This window comes from Bacillus spizizenii TU-B-10 (assembly GCF_000227465.1).
Taxonomy (GTDB): domain Bacteria; phylum Bacillota; class Bacilli; order Bacillales; family Bacillaceae; genus Bacillus; species Bacillus spizizenii.
Genome location: NC_016047.1, coordinates 2,253,592 through 2,270,441, shown reverse-complemented (window position 1 = coordinate 2,270,441; position 16,850 = coordinate 2,253,592). Strand labels below are relative to the sequence as shown.

Annotated in this window: 21 protein-coding genes; 18 read left to right on the top strand and 3 right to left on the bottom strand. The window is 43.2% G+C overall.

Translation table 11 applies throughout. The annotated features are described in order from the left end of the window. The first annotated feature begins 42 nt into the window (after positions 1-42). From GYO_RS33085 to GYO_RS33045, 9 genes are all read left to right on the top strand, one after another. Positions 43-1,176: a conserved virulence factor C family protein gene (locus GYO_RS33085; protein ID WP_014114147.1), complete on the top strand. Its 1,134-nt coding sequence runs from the start codon at positions 43-45 to the stop codon at positions 1,174-1,176. A gap of 290 nt (positions 1,177-1,466) precedes the next feature. Continuing rightward, entirely contained in the window at positions 1,467-3,143 is a 1,677-nt protein-coding gene (gene ilvD, locus GYO_RS33080; RefSeq protein ID WP_014114146.1) for a dihydroxy-acid dehydratase, read from the top strand. A 105-nt stretch (positions 3,144-3,248) separates the two neighbouring features. Further along, positions 3,249-3,683, top strand: coding sequence for a bacilliredoxin BrxA (gene brxA / locus GYO_RS33075; protein WP_003218231.1), 435 nt, complete (start codon positions 3,249-3,251; stop codon positions 3,681-3,683). 41 nt (positions 3,684-3,724) lie between these two features. Further along, positions 3,725-4,510, top strand: a complete 786-nt coding sequence (locus GYO_RS33070; protein WP_014114145.1) for a class I SAM-dependent methyltransferase — start codon at positions 3,725-3,727, stop codon at positions 4,508-4,510. 259 nt (positions 4,511-4,769) lie between these two features. Further along, positions 4,770-5,384 carry a YpjP family protein gene (locus tag GYO_RS33065; protein WP_041520984.1) on the top strand — a complete coding sequence of 205 codons (615 nt, stop codon included), beginning with the start codon at positions 4,770-4,772 and terminating at the stop codon, positions 5,382-5,384. A gap of 17 nt (positions 5,385-5,401) precedes the next feature. Then, entirely contained in the window at positions 5,402-5,935 is a 534-nt protein-coding gene (locus GYO_RS33060) for a phosphatidylglycerophosphatase A family protein (protein WP_014114143.1), read from the top strand. A gap of 83 nt (positions 5,936-6,018) precedes the next feature. Then, the gene (locus GYO_RS33055; protein WP_014114142.1) at positions 6,019-6,813 is read left to right on the top strand and encodes a thymidylate synthase; all 795 of its coding nucleotides are present in this window, start codon (positions 6,019-6,021) and stop codon (positions 6,811-6,813) included. Next, positions 6,810-7,316, top strand: a complete 507-nt coding sequence (gene dfrA, locus GYO_RS33050; RefSeq protein ID WP_014114141.1) for a dihydrofolate reductase DfrA — start codon at positions 6,810-6,812, stop codon at positions 7,314-7,316. The genes GYO_RS33055 and dfrA overlap by 4 nt, the downstream gene beginning before the upstream one ends. Continuing rightward, positions 7,317-7,937 carry a lysophospholipid acyltransferase family protein gene (locus GYO_RS33045; RefSeq protein WP_014114140.1) on the top strand — a complete coding sequence of 207 codons (621 nt, stop codon included), beginning with the start codon at positions 7,317-7,319 and terminating at the stop codon, positions 7,935-7,937. A 33-nt stretch (positions 7,938-7,970) separates the two neighbouring features. On the opposite strand, the gene trhA is transcribed toward GYO_RS33045, so the two are convergent. After that, positions 7,971-8,612: a PAQR family membrane homeostasis protein TrhA gene (trhA, locus tag GYO_RS33040; RefSeq protein ID WP_014114139.1), complete on the bottom strand. Its 642-nt coding sequence runs from the start codon at positions 8,610-8,612 to the stop codon at positions 7,971-7,973. 20 nt (positions 8,613-8,632) lie between these two features. Beyond that, complete coding sequence (locus GYO_RS33035; protein ID WP_041520983.1) at positions 8,633-9,628, bottom strand: sigma 54-interacting transcriptional regulator; 996 nt, start codon at positions 9,626-9,628, stop codon at positions 8,633-8,635. Positions 9,629-9,875: 247 nt separating this feature from the next. On the opposite strand from GYO_RS33035, the gene ilvA reads away from it, so the two are divergent. From ilvA to GYO_RS32995, 7 genes are all read left to right on the top strand, one after another. Beyond that, positions 9,876-11,144, top strand: coding sequence for a threonine ammonia-lyase IlvA (gene ilvA / locus GYO_RS33030; protein ID WP_014114137.1), 1,269 nt, complete (start codon positions 9,876-9,878; stop codon positions 11,142-11,144). An 86-nt stretch (positions 11,145-11,230) separates the two neighbouring features. Continuing rightward, complete coding sequence (locus GYO_RS33025) at positions 11,231-11,482, top strand: YpmP family protein (protein ID WP_003218212.1); 252 nt, start codon at positions 11,231-11,233, stop codon at positions 11,480-11,482. Positions 11,483-11,633: 151 nt separating this feature from the next. Continuing rightward, positions 11,634-12,215 carry a cytochrome c oxidase assembly accessory protein ScuA gene (gene scuA / locus GYO_RS33015; protein ID WP_014114136.1) on the top strand — a complete coding sequence of 194 codons (582 nt, stop codon included), beginning with the start codon at positions 11,634-11,636 and terminating at the stop codon, positions 12,213-12,215. Positions 12,216-12,292: 77 nt separating this feature from the next. Beyond that, complete coding sequence (locus tag GYO_RS33010; RefSeq protein ID WP_014114135.1) at positions 12,293-13,060, top strand: SGNH/GDSL hydrolase family protein; 768 nt, start codon at positions 12,293-12,295, stop codon at positions 13,058-13,060. A 9-nt stretch (positions 13,061-13,069) separates the two neighbouring features. Continuing rightward, positions 13,070-13,633, top strand: a complete 564-nt coding sequence (locus GYO_RS33005) for a YpmS family protein (RefSeq protein WP_014114134.1) — start codon at positions 13,070-13,072, stop codon at positions 13,631-13,633. A 12-nt stretch (positions 13,634-13,645) separates the two neighbouring features. After that, entirely contained in the window at positions 13,646-13,840 is a 195-nt protein-coding gene (ypmT, locus tag GYO_RS33000; RefSeq protein WP_014114133.1) for a protein YpmT, read from the top strand. A 72-nt stretch (positions 13,841-13,912) separates the two neighbouring features. Then, positions 13,913-15,250, top strand: a complete 1,338-nt coding sequence (locus GYO_RS32995) for an MATE family efflux transporter (protein ID WP_014114132.1) — start codon at positions 13,913-13,915, stop codon at positions 15,248-15,250. Positions 15,251-15,301: 51 nt separating this feature from the next. On the opposite strand, the gene GYO_RS32990 is transcribed toward GYO_RS32995, so the two are convergent. Beyond that, positions 15,302-15,727: a MarR family transcriptional regulator gene (locus tag GYO_RS32990; RefSeq protein ID WP_003241533.1), complete on the bottom strand. Its 426-nt coding sequence runs from the start codon at positions 15,725-15,727 to the stop codon at positions 15,302-15,304. 131 nt (positions 15,728-15,858) lie between these two features. Between GYO_RS32990 and msrA the strand changes: the two genes are divergently transcribed. Then, the gene (msrA, locus tag GYO_RS32985; RefSeq protein ID WP_014114131.1) at positions 15,859-16,392 is read left to right on the top strand and encodes a peptide-methionine (S)-S-oxide reductase MsrA; all 534 of its coding nucleotides are present in this window, start codon (positions 15,859-15,861) and stop codon (positions 16,390-16,392) included. Continuing rightward, positions 16,393-16,827 carry a peptide-methionine (R)-S-oxide reductase MsrB gene (msrB, locus tag GYO_RS32980; RefSeq protein WP_014114130.1) on the top strand — a complete coding sequence of 145 codons (435 nt, stop codon included), beginning with the start codon at positions 16,393-16,395 and terminating at the stop codon, positions 16,825-16,827. Positions 16,828-16,850 lie beyond the last annotated feature (23 nt).

Below are 16,850 nucleotides of genomic sequence, written 5' to 3'. Positions count from 1 at the left end.
CTATGATAGAATAAGTCACAGATATGCTATAGGAGGACGATCATGAAGATAAAATCAATTGAACCTACGCCAAGCCCGAATACAATGAAGGTTATCTTAACGGAAGAGCTTCCGGCGGGCAAAAGCAATAACTATAAACCGGATCAAGCAGAAGGCGCACCGCCTGTTATAGCGGAAATCCTTAAAATAGAAGGGATTAAAGGGGTTTATCACGTCGCTGATTTTCTTGCTGTTGAACGAAATGCAAGATACGACTGGAAAGACATTTTACCGCAAGTCCGCACTGCATTTGGGATGGAAAGTGCTGAAAGCGCAGAAGAAAACCGCTCTGATCAAGAGTCTTTTGGAGAGGTGAAAGTTTTTGTACAGATGTTCAGCGGCATTCCTATGCAGGTCAAATTGACGGATGGGGAGCGGGAAGAGCGCTTCGGCTTACCTGAACGCTTTCAGCAGGCGATCTTAAAACTCAGATCTGAAGCCTCAAATGTTGTGTTTGAGCGGGCCTGGAAAGAACAAGGCGTTAGATTCGGCGACTTTAATGAAATCGGTCATGACGTGACAGAAGAGCTTCAGGCCGCATACAGTGATGATCGGCTGAAACGGCTGACAGAAGCAGCCGCTCAAGGAAAGGGCGAAGCAAAACAAGCAGTACAGCGCAAAGCGTATAAAGTAACGCTCGACATGCTGGATGATGAGGACTGGAAAAAGCGTTATGCACATCTGGAACAGATGGACCCGAAAGAGGAGGATATCCCGGTTTTACAAAAGGCATTGGATGATCCCAAGGTGTCCATCAGAAGACAGGCTGTTGTGTACTTAGGAATGATTGAAACACCTGATGTTCTTCCTCTATTGTATAAAGCACTTGAGGACAAAGCTGTCTCAGTCAGAAGAACGGCCGGAGACTGCCTATCTGATATCGGCGACCCTCAAGCTATTCCTGCTATGATCAAGTCGTTAAGCGACTCCAGCAAGCTTGTCCGCTGGCGTGCGGCTATGTTCCTGTACGAAGTAGGCGATGAAAGTGCAATTGAAGCTTTGCGCGCTGCCGAAGATGATCCCGAATTTGAGGTCAGCCTTCAAGTGAAAATGGCGCTTGAGCGTATTGAGCATGGAGAAGAAGCAAAAGGTTCTGTTTGGAAACAAATGACAGAGAGTAGAAATAAAGGTGAATAAAAGAAAGAAAAGGGTGCAGATCATGCACCTTTTTTATATGAATTCACTTTTTATAAAAATTATTTCGAATATTGTTGAAAAATACCCGAAAACTATTTATAGTAAGTAACAATATTAATAGTTGGAGGGTTCACATCGATAGAAAGCTATATAAATATAAAAACATGAAGGAAATAATCAAGGCGAGGGCGGCCTGTATTTTATCTTTTTGCAAAAACAGCCCAAAAATAAACTGAAAATTGTTAAAATAAAATCCAATCTAACAATTGAAAGAATTTAGGGGGATCACCATGGCAGAATTACGCAGTAACATGATCACACAAGGAATCGATAGAGCTCCGCACCGCAGTTTGCTTCGTGCAGCAGGCGTAAAAGAAGAGGATTTTGGCAAGCCGTTTATTGCGGTTTGTAATTCATACATTGATATCGTTCCTGGTCATGTTCACTTGCAGGAGTTTGGAAAAATCGTAAAAGAAGCAATCAGAGAAGCTGGGGGCGTACCGTTTGAATTTAATACCATCGGAGTAGATGACGGCATCGCGATGGGGCATATCGGTATGAGATATTCGCTGCCGAGCCGTGAAATCATCGCTGACTCTGTGGAAACGGTTGTATCCGCACACTGGTTTGACGGAATGGTCTGTATTCCGAACTGCGACAAAATCACGCCGGGAATGCTCATGGCGGCAATGCGCATCAACATTCCGACGATTTTTGTCAGCGGAGGGCCGATGGCGGCAGGAAGAACAAGTGACGGACGGAAAATCTCCCTTTCCTCAGTATTCGAAGGGGTAGGCGCTTACCAAGCCGGAAAAATCAATGAAAACGAACTTCAAGAATTAGAGCAGTTCGGATGTCCAACATGTGGGTCTTGCTCTGGGATGTTTACGGCGAACTCAATGAACTGCCTGTCCGAAGCACTTGGACTTGCTTTGCCGGGTAACGGGACCATTCTCGCGACATCACCGGAACGCAAAGAGTTTGTCAGAAAGTCGGCTGCGCAATTAATGGAAACCATTCGCAAAGATATCAAACCGCGTGATATCGTCACTGTAAAAGCGATTGATAACGCGTTTGCACTCGATATGGCGCTTGGCGGTTCAACAAATACCGTTCTTCATACGCTTGCCCTTGCAAACGAAGCCGGCGTTGAATACTCTTTAGAACGCATTAACGAAGTCGCTGAGCGCGTGCCGCACTTGGCCAAGCTGGCTCCTGCATCTGATGTGTTTATTGAAGATCTTCATGAAGCGGGCGGTGTGTCAGCAGCGCTGAATGAGCTTTCCAAGAAAGAAGGCGCGCTTCATTTGGACGCGCTGACTGTTACAGGAAAAACACTTGGAGAAACCATTGCTGGACATGAAGTAAAGGATTATGACATCATCCATCCGCTGGATCAACCATTCACTGAAAAGGGCGGCCTTGCTGTTTTATTCGGTAATCTGGCTCCAGACGGCGCTATCATTAAAACAGGCGGCGTACAAAACGGTATCACGAGACACGAAGGGCCGGCTGTCGTATTTGATTCTCAGGATGAGGCGCTTGACGGCATTATCAACCGGAAAGTAAAAGAAGGCGACGTTGTCATCATCCGATACGAAGGGCCAAAAGGCGGACCTGGCATGCCGGAAATGCTTGCGCCTACATCTCAAATCGTTGGAATGGGACTCGGACCGAAAGTGGCATTGATTACAGACGGACGTTTTTCCGGAGCCTCCCGAGGACTCTCAATCGGTCACGTATCACCAGAGGCCGCAGAGGGAGGACCGCTTGCCTTTGTTGAAAACGGAGACCATATCATCGTTGATATTGAAAAACGTATCTTGGATGTACAAGTGCCAGAGGAAGAATGGGAAAAACGGAAAGCCAACTGGAAAGGGTTTGAACCGAAAGTGAAAACCGGCTACTTGGCACGTTATTCTAAACTTGTGACAAGCGCCAACACCGGCGGTATCATGAAAATCTAGACAGCGGGGAACTCTTTCTTCTATTTTAAGGCGTGAACATTTGAAATCCGGCCCTCTCTATAGTATCCTTACTTCAGATGAAGGATAATAGAGGGGGCTTTTTTTATGTCAATGGCTTATGAAGAATACATGCGCCAGCTTGTCGTACCGATGCGCCGCGAGCTGACTGGTGCAGGTTTTGATGAATTAACAACAGCGGAAGAAGTAGAAAACTTTATGGAAAAGGCAGAGGGCACAACACTTGTAGTCGTTAACTCTGTGTGCGGCTGTGCGGCAGGCCTCGCGCGTCCTGCAGCAACACAGGCAGTCCTCCAGCATGACAAAACACCTGACAATACGGTGACTGTATTTGCGGGTCAAGATAAAGAAGCTACTGCAAAAATGCGTGAGTATTTTACTGGCCAGGAGCCTTCTTCACCGTCAATGGCTCTTTTGAAAGGCAAAGAAGTCGTACATTTTATTCCACGTCATGAAATTGAAGGACACGATATGGAAGAGATTATGAAAAATTTGACCGCTGCCTTTGATGCACACTGCTAAATGCCCGTTTTCCGGGCATTTTCTTTTTAGGAGTACTGAAGATGATAACAACAAGCTATAGACCGTCTGAACACACCATAAAAACCGCAACGCAGCTTTCCTTAGAGCTGGATATGCCATACTGCGGCCGAAATAAACAAACGGTTGAAAACCTGCTGAAGTCAGCTGAACGTGATGTGCTTGTGGTCGGCAAAGAGCGGTTTGAACTTTATACGAAACAAGGTGCCAAATTCTTTTTTCACCCGAATACAGCGATGTTCAGAGCTAAACGCTTCATACGGGGGGAGCAGGAGCCGATGCTTCGGGCAGCTGGTTTATCGGAAGGGGACACGTTTTTAGATTGCACACTCGGGCTGGGTTCGGATGCCATTATCGCAAGTATGGCAGTAGGCGAAACGGGTTCTGTGATTGGGATTGAAAAAAACCATCTTGTGTCCGTTCTCGTGAGGACGGGACTGCATTCATGGGAAACGGGCATAGAAGAGCTTCAAGCTGCAATGAGAAGAATCCAAGTGAAGAATGGGGATTGCTTTGAATACATCAAGCAGCTTCCTGACAACTCTGTTGATGTGGTTTATTTCGATCCAATGTTTCATGAGCCTGTAGAGACGTCTGACGGCATCGCGCCTTTACGGGATTTGGCAGAGGATTCAGTTTTGCACGAAGGGTGTATCAAAGAAGCGATGCGCGCTGCCAGAAAAAGCGTTGTGCTAAAAGACCACTGGAAAAGCCCGCGATTTGAACAGTTTGGTTTTAACGTCATGAAAAGAAAAACAGCATTGTTCCATTATGGCGTTATTCAAGTCGCAAGCAAAACAAGCCCGTGATTGATATCACGGGCTTTCTGTTAATCGGTGACTTCCATGACGACAAAGTATAACAATGTTAAGAGTGAAACTGTGGCAAACAGGGCGTCAATCATGCGGAAAGCCTCCTTTCACATAATATTGTAAGCGTTTTTACACAAACCGCAAAGCAACAAATCTCCTAATTTGCATATCAGTTTCATATCATACATGACTTGCATGTTTCGGGTGTGCTAAAATAAGAGAAACATGACAATAAAATAGAGAGGAATAAGCAGTCATGAAATTGTGGATGAGAAAGACTCTTGTAGTTTTATTTACCATCGTAACATTCGGGCTCGTATCTCCTCCGGCTGCTCTTATGGCGGACAAGCCCTCCGGACAGCCGAGCAGTCTTGAGCAGAATGATTACACCGCTTTTTATGATGAGCATGATCTGTACGATGATGATGAGTCGGAAGACAGGCAAGACCCTGAACTGCTTTTTCAATCCTACAAGGAACAGCTCTTTGACAGTGCTGAGGATCAGTCCTTTTTGAAATTCGGCAGCAAAATCGCTCCGGTCATTGAGGATGACTATCGGAAAGAGATCCTGCCGCAAATTGAAAACGTGATTAGTGATTATTTAGCAACATTGCAAGATGATGAGGCGTATCAGGATGTTGTGATTTCAAGCATGCCTTCAGCGGGCAAAACGGAAAAAATTTTCAACGTTTACAATCGGACGACTGGAGAAGATCTCCTCAGATTTCATGTGCGAAGAGACCACCCGCCTCACGACGGCTACTGGTTTAATTTTCACTATCATACAGCAGAAGATGGATTTCAATCACATCATGAGCTTGGGAGCATTTACTGGGACCGCAACACGCCTCCCAACTGGATGAGTGCGTAAAGGAGATGCCATTAGACATGAAAAAGTACACAATGAATGAAATGGTCGATATAACAAAAGATATGCTAAATAAACGGGGCGTTATGATAGAAGATATTGCGCGGATTGTTCAAAAACTTCAGGAAAAATACAATCCAAATCTGCCGCTCAGTGTGTGCATGGAGAATGTAAATAAAGTGCTGAACAAACGTGAAATTATTCATGCTGTTTTAACAGGTCTTGCGCTTGATCAGCTCGCTGAGCAGAAACTTCTTCCGGAACCGCTGCAGCACCTTGTTGAAACGGATGAACCGCTTTACGGCATAGATGAAATTATCCCTCTTTCAATCGTTAATGTGTACGGATCGATCGGCTTGACCAACTTCGGTTATTTGGATAAAGAGAAGATTGGAATCATTAAGGAACTTGATGAAAGTCCAGACGGTATTCATACCTTTTTGGATGATATTGTGGCAGCCCTTGCGGCAGCAGCGGCGAGCAGAATTGCTCATACGCATCAGGATCTTCAAGATGAAGAAAAAGAACAGGATGAAAAACCTGTCATCAGCTGACTATAAAAAAATCATTTCTGGGTTCAGAAATGATTTTTTATTGTGTTACACTACTAGAAGACTACTTTTAAAGGATGAAAAAAATGAAACAGTATAAGGATTTATGCAGACATGTATTAGAGCATGGCAAAAAAAAAGGAGACCGGACAGGGACCGGAACAATCAGCACCTTCGGGTATCAAATGAGATTTAATTTACAGGAAGGCTTTCCAATGCTGACCACAAAAAAACTCCACTTTACATCAATTGCGCATGAGCTGCTGTGGTTTTTAAAAGGGGATACCAATGTACGCTATCTGCAGGAAAACGGAGTGCGGATCTGGAATGAGTGGGCTGATGAAAACGGGGAACTCGGACCTGTATACGGTTCACAATGGCGTTCTTGGCGGGGAGCTGACGGGGAAACCGTTGATCAAATTTCGCGACTTATTGAAGATATTAAGACAAATCCGAACTCCAGACGCTTAATCGTGAGCGCATGGAATGTTGGTGAAATTGATAAAATGGCGTTGCCGCCGTGCCATTGCCTGTTCCAATTCTACGTGTCTGACGGCAAGCTGTCCTGTCAGCTGTATCAACGCTCTGCTGATGTTTTCCTCGGTGTGCCGTTTAATATTGCTTCTTATGCCCTGTTAACCATGATGATTGCTCATGTGACTGGGCTTGAACCGGGCGAGTTTATTCATACATTTGGCGATGCTCATATTTATCAAAATCATATTGAACAGGTCAATTTGCAGCTGACAAGAGACGTTCGCCCGCTGCCGAAGCTTCGTTTCGCCAGAGAGATTGATTCTATTTTCAACTTTGCATTTGAGGATTTTATCATCGAGGATTATGATCCGCATCCTCATATTAAAGGAGCGGTCAGCGTATGATTTCGTTCATTTTTGCGATGGATGCCAACAGGCTGATCGGCAAAGACAATGATTTGCCGTGGCATTTGCCCAATGATCTTGCGTACTTTAAAAAAGTAACATCGGGCCATTCAATCATTATGGGCCGGAAAACATATGAATCGATTGGACGTCCGCTTCCAAACCGGAAAAATATTGTCGTCACATCAGCGCCGGCTTCAGAATTTCCGGGATGCACGGTTGTCAGTTCGTTAAAGGATGTTTTGGACATTTGTTCAGGCTCTGAGGAATGCTTTGTGATCGGAGGGGCTCAGCTCTATACAGCACTGTTCCCTTATGCGGACAGACTGTATATGACGAAAATTCATCACGAGTTTGAGGGTGACCGCCACTTCCCCGAATTTGATGAAACCAATTGGAAGCTGGTTTCTTCTGAACGGGGGATCAAGGACGAAAAAAACCCGTACGATTATGAATTTCTGGTGTTTGAAAAAAAGAATTCTTCTGAAGTGGGAGGATTTTAATTGGTTCGCTACAGCTTGCTAGTGGTTTATATTGTGTATATGCTGTTAAAAAATATGAAACAATTATTTAATCAAAGGATGCTTGATCCCCGTCTGTCATACAAAAAACAGATGACTCTTGTCTACGAGCAGCCAAAGGCGTTTTTGGAAGGCTGTATCGGCATCACCGGTTCAGTTGTGACGATCCATCAGCCTGAGCCAATACCGCGCGGTCCTGTTTTGTATGTGCATCCTCGTTTGCGTTTGGCTGAACTGGCCTTAATTGCTGGATATATTGAAGAACCGGCCGGTTTTATTGCCAATCCAAAAGTATTTCGCTTGCCTTTTATCGGGCAATGGCTAGATCGGATGGATGTGATTTCAGACGGTGATTCAGAAAAGGTATATGAAGATGTGACGAAACAGCTGGAAAAAGGACAAAGCCTGATTCTTTCATTAGATGGTCCTATAGATCCTGTAGAGCTTGCAATCCGCTATCATCTTCCGTTGGTGATGGTGGAAACGAAAGGAACAGATGACCTGCAAAAGGGATCGTTTTTTAAACGTTTAAAACCAGCAGACATTGAATTGTCCTTTTCAAAAGCTTATATACCTGCAAATGAAAAACAATTACGTGCATGAAAAAAGCGCAGTCTTTAAGACTGCGCTTTTCTGTTACGAAATAAACGGCACCTTCACACAATAAAACAGCACACAGAAAAACATCGCAGCGCTTCCGCCTAATACAAAGCTGTGCCAAATGGCGTGATGGAAGGGGATCTTTTTCCAAATATAAAAGATGGTTCCGACAGAGTATAAAATGCCGCCGAGAAAAAGAAGGCTGAATCCCGCTCCGCTCAGCGAAGCGTATAAAGGTTTAACCGCGATAATCATCAGCCATCCCATAATCAAATACACTAAGGTCGACAATAGGATAAAGCGTTTCACGAAGAAAATTTTAAAAACGATTCCGCCTAGGGCAAGAGACCAAACGATAATCAAAAGGGTGTAGCCGAGTGTGCCTTTCAGCGGCCCCAGCAAAAAAGGCGTATAGGTTCCGGCGATGAGTACGTAAATGGCGCTATGGTCAATAATCTCCAAAATATCCTTCGTCTTTTTATGTGTGATACTGTGAAGCAGTGTGGAGCTCAAATATAACAGCAGCATAGAGACGCCGAATATTGTAAAGCTGACAATGTCCCATGCAGACCCGTAATGAGCCGAAAATATGATCAAAAACACTAATGCTGGTATGGATAAGAGCACACCGATGCCGTGTGTTATCGCATTGGCAATCTCTTCTTTGATTGTAAACAAGTGCATTCTCCTTTCGATCGCTAGATCATTTGATTTTTCAGTGTTTCTAAAAAGTTCAAACCCTCTAACGTAATTTTAGTGCCGGCGCGTCCGCGGCTTTTTGTGACATAATCTTTTTTCTCCAAATAATCGAGACGGCTTCTGACCTGCTGCGGGGATAACGAGGTTTGGGTGTTTTTGCTGTGTTCCGAGATGATCCGTCTGCTGGCTGGTTCTCCTTTTTCGTTTAACGCTTTTATTGTTTCCAAAATAAACAAAAACTCGGCTTTTTCCATTAAAGTCAACAGCTTCGCTTTTTTCTTCGACGCTTTTTCGTCTATTGTGCCCCTAATATATGGAGGCAGGTCATATGGATGAATCGTTCCCCCGTTTGCGACTGCCGCCATATAATCTGCGGCGTTTTTTAACTCCCTGACATTGCCTTCAAATGTGTGTTGCTCAAGCATCGAAAAGACTGAGGGATCAATTAACAATTGCTGACCGGAATGTGAGAGAAAATATTGTGTCAAAAGCGGTATATCGCTTTTGCGTTCAGACAATTCGGGCAGTGTGAGCGTTAAAATATTCAGTCTGTAAAATAAGTCTTGCCTGAATGTATGTTCCGCGCATCCATCTGCGGAAGCACAGATGATTCGCGGTTTCTCCGTGTCTGAATCTAGCACTTTTAGCAGATGAGCTTGTACAGAGGCAGGCATGCGCCATACTTCATCAAGAAAAAGGGTTCCTCGAGCCGTTTTTTGAAACACACCTGAGTTTCCGTTAGGGCCAAAAAGCTCACGCATAAGGCTTTCTTCCGAATGGGTGCTGCAATTGACGCTAATAAAGGGTTCGCTGTATCTCGAAGATCCCTGGTGTATTGCTTGTGCGAAATGATCTTTTCCTGTTCCGATTTTTCCTGTTATCAGGACAGGAAGCTCTGATAGTGAGAACTGCTTGGCGATTCGCTTCGCTTCCAGGAATGTTTGATGTTCTCCGATGAGATGTTGAAATGTGCTAGGTATTGTTGCGGTATTCATCAATTGGCTCCTTTTGGTTCTAATTGGTTTTATTATATCATGCCTGTTGGCTGAAAACACGTTTTATTTACGATCATCTTTTTTCTTAGGACTCCCAGGATATTGGTGAAGCAAGTTTTACACAAGATGTGATAAACATAGTCAGTATTTTTTTAATTATTAAATAAAAATAATTGTCTTATTTTTTGAATATTCGTGTTATAATGGCATATTAAATAGGGATTTAAAACAAGAAAGGAATCTGTACATGAAACCGTTGCTTAAAGAAAACTCTCTCATCCAAGTGAAAGACATTTTGAAGGCTCATCAAAACGTGAAGGACATTGTCATTCACACACCTTTGCAAAGGAATGACAGACTTTCTGAGAGATATGAATGCAATATCTATTTGAAACGTGAAGACTTGCAAGTTGTCAGATCTTTTAAGCTCAGAGGGGCTTATCATAAAATGAAACAGCTTTCCAGCGAGCAGACTGAGAACGGAGTTGTATGTGCGAGTGCCGGAAACCATGCTCAAGGTGTGGCGTTCTCGTGTAAACATCTTGGCATTCACGGGAAAATTTTTATGCCGTCTACAACACCGAGACAAAAAGTATCTCAAGTTGAACTATTCGGTAAAGGGTTTATCGATATTATTTTGACAGGTGATACGTTTGACGATGCGTATAAAAGCGCTGTTGAATGCTGTGAGGCGGAATCCCGGACGTTTATCCACCCGTTCGATGATCCGGATGTGATGGCCGGACAGGGAACGTTGGCAGTCGAGATTTTAAACGACATTGATACAGAACCGCATTTTCTTTTTGCAAGTGTCGGAGGAGGCGGCCTTCTCTCAGGAGTAGGTACATATTTAAAAAATGTGTCTCCTGATACAAAGGTAATTGCTGTTGAGCCGGCGGGAGCGGCATCCTATTTTGAATCAAACAAAGCTGGACATGTCGTCACACTTGATAAAATTGATAAGTTTGTAGATGGAGCAGCTGTTAAAAAAATTGGGGAGGAAACGTTCCAAACGCTGGAATCTGTCGTTGATGACATTCTCCTTGTGCCTGAAGGAAAAGTATGTACATCCATTCTTGAATTATATAACGAATGTGCGATTGTTGCTGAACCGGCTGGAGCTCTTTCTGTCGCAGCGCTTGATTTGTACAAGAATGAAATTAAAGGCAAAAATGTGGTATGTGTGGTCAGCGGGGGCAATAACGATATCGGAAGAATGCAGGAAATGAAGGAGCGGTCCTTGATTTTTGAAGGACTTCAGCATTATTTTATCGTCAATTTTCCGCAAAGAGCGGGGGCGCTCCGCGAATTTCTTGACGAAGTTCTCGGGCCTAATGATGACATTACAAGATTTGAATATACGAAGAAAAATAATAAAAGTAACGGACCTGCTCTTGTCGGCATCGAGCTGCAGAACAAGGCCGACTATGGGCCGCTGATTGAACGGATGAACAGAAAACCGTTTCATTATGTAGAGGTGAATAAGGATGAGGACTTGTTCCATTTGCTGATCTAATTTTTTTACACAACCGCGCAAAATGACAGACAGCCCGGCTGGCATTGTATATAATAGAAGAAAAACAAAAAAAGAGGATTGATAGCTTGTTACTCAAAAGCCTAGAGTTCAAACGCAGTGACGGGATTCAGGTGAAAGTGACAGAAATACCTGTATTAAAGGAAGATGAGCACTATTTCTTTATGTTACATCACCATTTGCAATTCTACTTAAAAGAAGTGTTTTCATCAAACAGCAGGGCAAAAGTGTATTCTTTCCGACATTATATGAAGCGCCGGATGAAATGGGCAGATTATCAGGCTGTTTTTCATCAAGAGGTGTTAAAGCACAACGCGTAATATGACGTTTATACCTGTATGTCTCCCTCTGTAATCAGTGATTGGGAGGCATGCAGGATTTTTTTGCCCAGTATCGAATACAAACATGGGACGCAGCAGGTAAGAACGATTTTAGAAAGCGCTTTTATGCTGGCTGGAAAGGGTGAATGTCATGAAGGTTATCAAGGGTTTAACGGCAGGGCTGTTTTTTCTGCTTTTGTGTGCCTGCGGGGGACAACAGATTAAAGATCCGCTCAATTACGAAGTGGAGCCTTTTACATTTCAAAACCAAGACGGCAAGAACGTTTCTTTAGAGAGTTTAAAAGGAGAAGTATGGCTGGCGGATTTTATTTTCACCAATTGTGAAACTGTATGTCCGCCGATGACCGCTCATATGACCGATCTGCAAAAAAAACTGAAAGCCGAGAAGATAGATGTCCGCATCGTATCGTTTAGTGTTGATCCAGAAAACGATAAGCCGAAACAGCTGAAGAAATTCGCCGCAAATTATCCATTAACTTTTGATAATTGGGATTTCCTCACGGGATACAGCCAGAGTGATATTGAGGCGTTCGCGCTTAAGAGCTTTAAAGCGATTGTGAAGAAACCGGAGGGAGAGGACCAAGTTATTCATCAATCTTCTTTTTATTTGGTAGGTCCAAACGGCAAGGTGCTGAAAGATTACAATGGAGTGGAAAATACACCGTACGATGATATTATCGCCGATGTGAAGTCAGCCAGTACACTCAAGTAAGCTAGAAGACTAGGCATTTGCAAATCTTCTAAAACATGATACACTTTCCACTAGTAGAATGGGAAGGAGCAACAAGATTGAAGCTGCGCATTTTTTCACTCATGGCCAGTTTGATTTTGCTTCTTACTGCTTGTACGAGTATACGTACAGCATCTGAGGGAAAGCAAAAAGCTCATGAACCGAAAACGAAAGAGGACATTGTCATTGCTGCTGTCGGAGATTCGCTGACAGAAGGAGTCGGAGATCCCGACGGAAAAGGATATGTCGGCAAGGTGGCGGATTCCATCCGTTCAGATAAGCAAGTAAAAACGGTAGACGTAAAAAATTATGCCGTGAAAGGGAACCGTTCGGATGATTTATTAGAGAAACTAAAAGATAAAAAGGTTCAAAAAGGCATAAAGGACGCAGATTATGTCTTTTTTACCATTGGCGGTAATGATTTGATGAAAGTCCTTCGCCAAAACTTTCTTCAATTAACCGTTGAACCGTTTGAGGAAGCGGAAAAGCCGTTTGAAAAGCGTTTTGAAAAAATTATTTCTGAAATTCGAGAGCTGAATGATCACGCTGAGCTGATTTATGTCAGCATGTATAATCCGTTTACGTTTACGTTATCTGAATTAAATGAAATAAACGGAGTTGTCACTGATTGGAACCATATTGCTGAAAAAGAGCTGAAAAAAGATAAACATGCAAAAATCATTCATATCGACGACTTGTTTAATGAAAAAAGTGACAGCAGCCGAATTTCTGAGGAAGATGATTTTCATCCTAATGGTACGGGTTATTCCCTTATCGCGAAGCGCGTCTATCAAGCCATTAAAAAAGAAGGATTACCGAAAGAGTAGGGTGACATCATGAATAAGTGGAAACGACTGTTTTTTATATTGCTTGCAATCAATATTATCCTTGCTGTTGGTTTTATGGCACTTGTTATGCTGCCGGGAGAACAAGCCCAGGTGAAGGATTCATCTGAGAGCGAGTATGGATTTCAAGTGACAAGCACAAAAGAATCATTAGCTGCGTTTGTCAACTCATATTTAAACGATAAAGCATCAAACAAGCTTGATTATAAAGTAGAGATAGATGATGATGTTCATGTCGCAGGGAAAATCAAGGCTTTTTCCACGTCCATTGATGCGTTTGTCGCTTTTGAACCGACCGTGAAAAAAAATGGCGATGTGGAGTTGAATGTTACGAAATTTTCGTTAGGGAAATTGAGTATACCGATTAGCTTTGTGTTAAATTATATGGACAGCTTTTACGAATTGCCGTCATTTGTCCACGTTCATCCCGGCGATAAAAGCATTGAAGTGCGCCTGTCAGAAATGCCTTTAACGAATGGAATGTATGTCAAAGCGGATAAAATAAATTTAGAAAAAGATGAAATTGAGTTTTCCTATTACCATCCTAAACAATAGAGGTGACTGAAAATGAAACGGATTTACCAGTATTTCAGTTTATTATCCTTTACATTTTCCCTGTATTTCGGCTGGCTTGCTTATCATCATCTAGCTGCTGAAGATATGGACCAAATGTACTTGAACATTTCCTATTGTGCCTTGTTCCTAAGTGTGATGGTGTTTACATTCGGTATGAGAGACCGGAAAAAAACCGATGAATCATGAAAAAAAGAGACATGAAACAACGTCTCTTTTTTCGTGCGGTCTGACGAAAATTTGAGAACACAAGGAGAAAAAATGAAAGCATATGATTTTACACAGGGGAACGTGCTGAAACAGCTTGTGCTGTTTTCAACGCCTATTATGCTTGGAAACGCATTGCAGGTTTCCTTTCAATTTATAGACAGTTTGTGGATCGGCAATTTACTGGGGGCAAAGGCTCTAGGGGCAGCAGCAGTATCAAGCACGATTGTTTTAACCGTGCTTTCTTTTATTTTGGGCCTTAACAATGCGACGTTAACCATTTTGTCACAGCAAAAGGGAAAAGATGATGAAAAAGGAATGGCGTCGTATATTAACGCTTTTGTCGTTTTATTAACAGGCCTAAGCATCGGATTCGGCGCGGCCGGTTTTTTTCTGTCAGAGCACTTGCTTCGTCTTCTAAAAACGCCGGAGTCAATGATACCGCTTGCTGAAACCTATTTACAGATTCAATTTATCGGCATTTTATTTTTGTTTGGTTATAACTTTATCAGTACTGTGCTTCGGGCGCTCGGCGACAGCAAGACACCTCTCCGGTTTATTGCGTTTGCCGTTGTGCTGAATACAGTGTTGGCACCGCTCTTTATTTCTGTGTTCCGCATGGGAATAGCGGGAGCTGCTTATTCGACGATTTTGTCACAGGGCATTGCGTTTCTGTATGGATTGTTCTATGTCATCAAACACAAGCTTGTGCCGTTCTCAATTCCGCGAGTGCCCAAGTGGGAAGAGTCCGCGCTGATTATGAAACTCGGGATTCCAGCCGGTCTGCAGATGATGGTGATCACAGGCGGAATGATGGCGATTATGAGTGTTGTCAACTCATACGGGGAGCACGTGGTATCAGGCTTCGGCGCGGTACAGCGGCTCGACAGCATCATCACGCTTCCAGCAATGGCTGCCGGTACGGCGGTCAACAGTATGGCAGGGCAAAATATCGGAATCGGAAACTATAAAAGAGTGGGAACGATTGCAAGGCTAGGTGTAATGGCTGTTATTTCTTGCATGCTGGTGATTGCAGTTATGATTTGGGTATTTGGTAAATACCTCATGAGGTTATTTATCAGTGAGCCAGATGCGGTTGCGTTTGGTGAACAATATTTGCGATGGATCGCGTTTTTCTACCCTTTTATCGGGATTAATTTCGTACTGAACGGAATCGTCAGAGCTGCGGGAGCGATGCTGCAGGTTCTGGTTTTAAATTTGATTTCGTTTTGGGTTTTGAGATATCCTTTCACAGCTCTATTTTCAGCTTGGCTTGGACAGAAAGGGATCGGGCTCGGAATCGGAATGAGTTTTTTATTAAGCAGCTGTGCGGCGTTTTTGTATTACAGATACGGCCGCTGGAAAACAATGAAACTGTTCACTGAAAAATAAGTGAGGCGCTGAGAAAAGCACATACCCATATATAGCGGTATGTGCTTTTTTTCACCGTTTTTTATCTAGTTTGCTGAAGAGCTCGATTAATGAGGCAAGTTCGGCGTCACTGTAGCAGTCAAAACGTTTAAAGAAATATTCCGTTTTTTTCTCGTTGAAATGCTGAAGGACTTTTTCGCCCGCTTCAGTGATATGAATGCGGATGATGCGTCTGTCTTCCTTCGATCTGATTCTCGTAATCCATTCCTTTTCTACCAGCGCATCAGTCACAGCCGTAATGTGGCTTGCCGATACCTCTAAAATAGGCGCAAATTCGGTGACTTTTTTAGGCCCTTGTTCACTGAGGATTCGCAGAATGGTGAATTCATTCCGTGACAGCTCTTTATCTAGAATCTCATTGATTTCATTGCGTATTTGTTTAAAGACTTTACGGAGTAAAGTTTCCATATCGTACATCATCTGTGTTCTTACTTTCAAATTTGTGAACCTCCATTACATAAGCATATTGCTTAAAACCTATAGATTTTATTGAAAAGCAGAATCATTTTCATTCTATTTTTACATGCTATAATATAATAATACCACGTATTAACAAAGGAGGCACCAGTATGTCTGAAAAAAAAGAAATCGCCACATTTGCTGGAGGCTGTTTTTGGTGTATGGTTAAACCCTTTGACGAACAGCCGGGAATTGAAAAAGTGGTGTCCGGGTATACAGGCGGCCATACTGAAAACCCTACGTATGAAGAGGTGTGCAGTGAAACGACAGGACATCGTGAAGCCGTTCAAATCACGTTTAATCCTGATGTGTTCCCTTATGAAAAACTGCTTGAATTATTTTGGCAGCAAATTGACCCGACAGATGCCGGCGGCCAGTTTGCCGATCGCGGCAGTTCCTACCGTGCAGCCATTTTTTATCATAACGATAAACAAAAGGAGCTTGCGGAGGCTTCCAAGCAACGCCTGGCGAAAAGCGGAATATTTAAAGATCCGATTGTAACGGATATTTTAAAAGCTGAACCTTTCTATGAAGCGGAAGGCTATCATCAGCATTTTTATAAAAAGAATCCAGGACATTATCAGCGCTACCGGACAGGTTCTGGACGTGCCGGATTTATCAGCGAGCATTGGGGGGCGAAATAAATGGCGAACAATAAAGAAGAAAAAATTCAGTCACTAAACCGCATACAATATGAGGTGACGCAAAATAATGGCACGGAGCCGCCGTTTCAAAATGAATATTGGAATCATAAGGAAGAAGGGCTGTATGTAGACATTGTGTCAGGCAAGCCGTTGTTTACATCCAAGGATAAATTTGATTCCCACTGCGGCTGGCCAAGCTTTACAAAGCCGATTGAAGAAGAAGAGGTGGAAGAAAAACTAGACACGAGCCACGGCATGATTCGCACAGAAGTGAGAAGCCGTACTGCGGATTCTCACCTTGGCCATGTATTTAATGATGGACCGGGGCCAAGCGGGCTTCGTTACTGCATAAATTCAGCGGCGCTGCGGTTTGTGCCGAAAGATAAGCTGAAAGAAGAAGGATACGAAAGCTATCTGCATCTCTTTCATAAATAAAACACAAAAAACAAGCCTGCCTA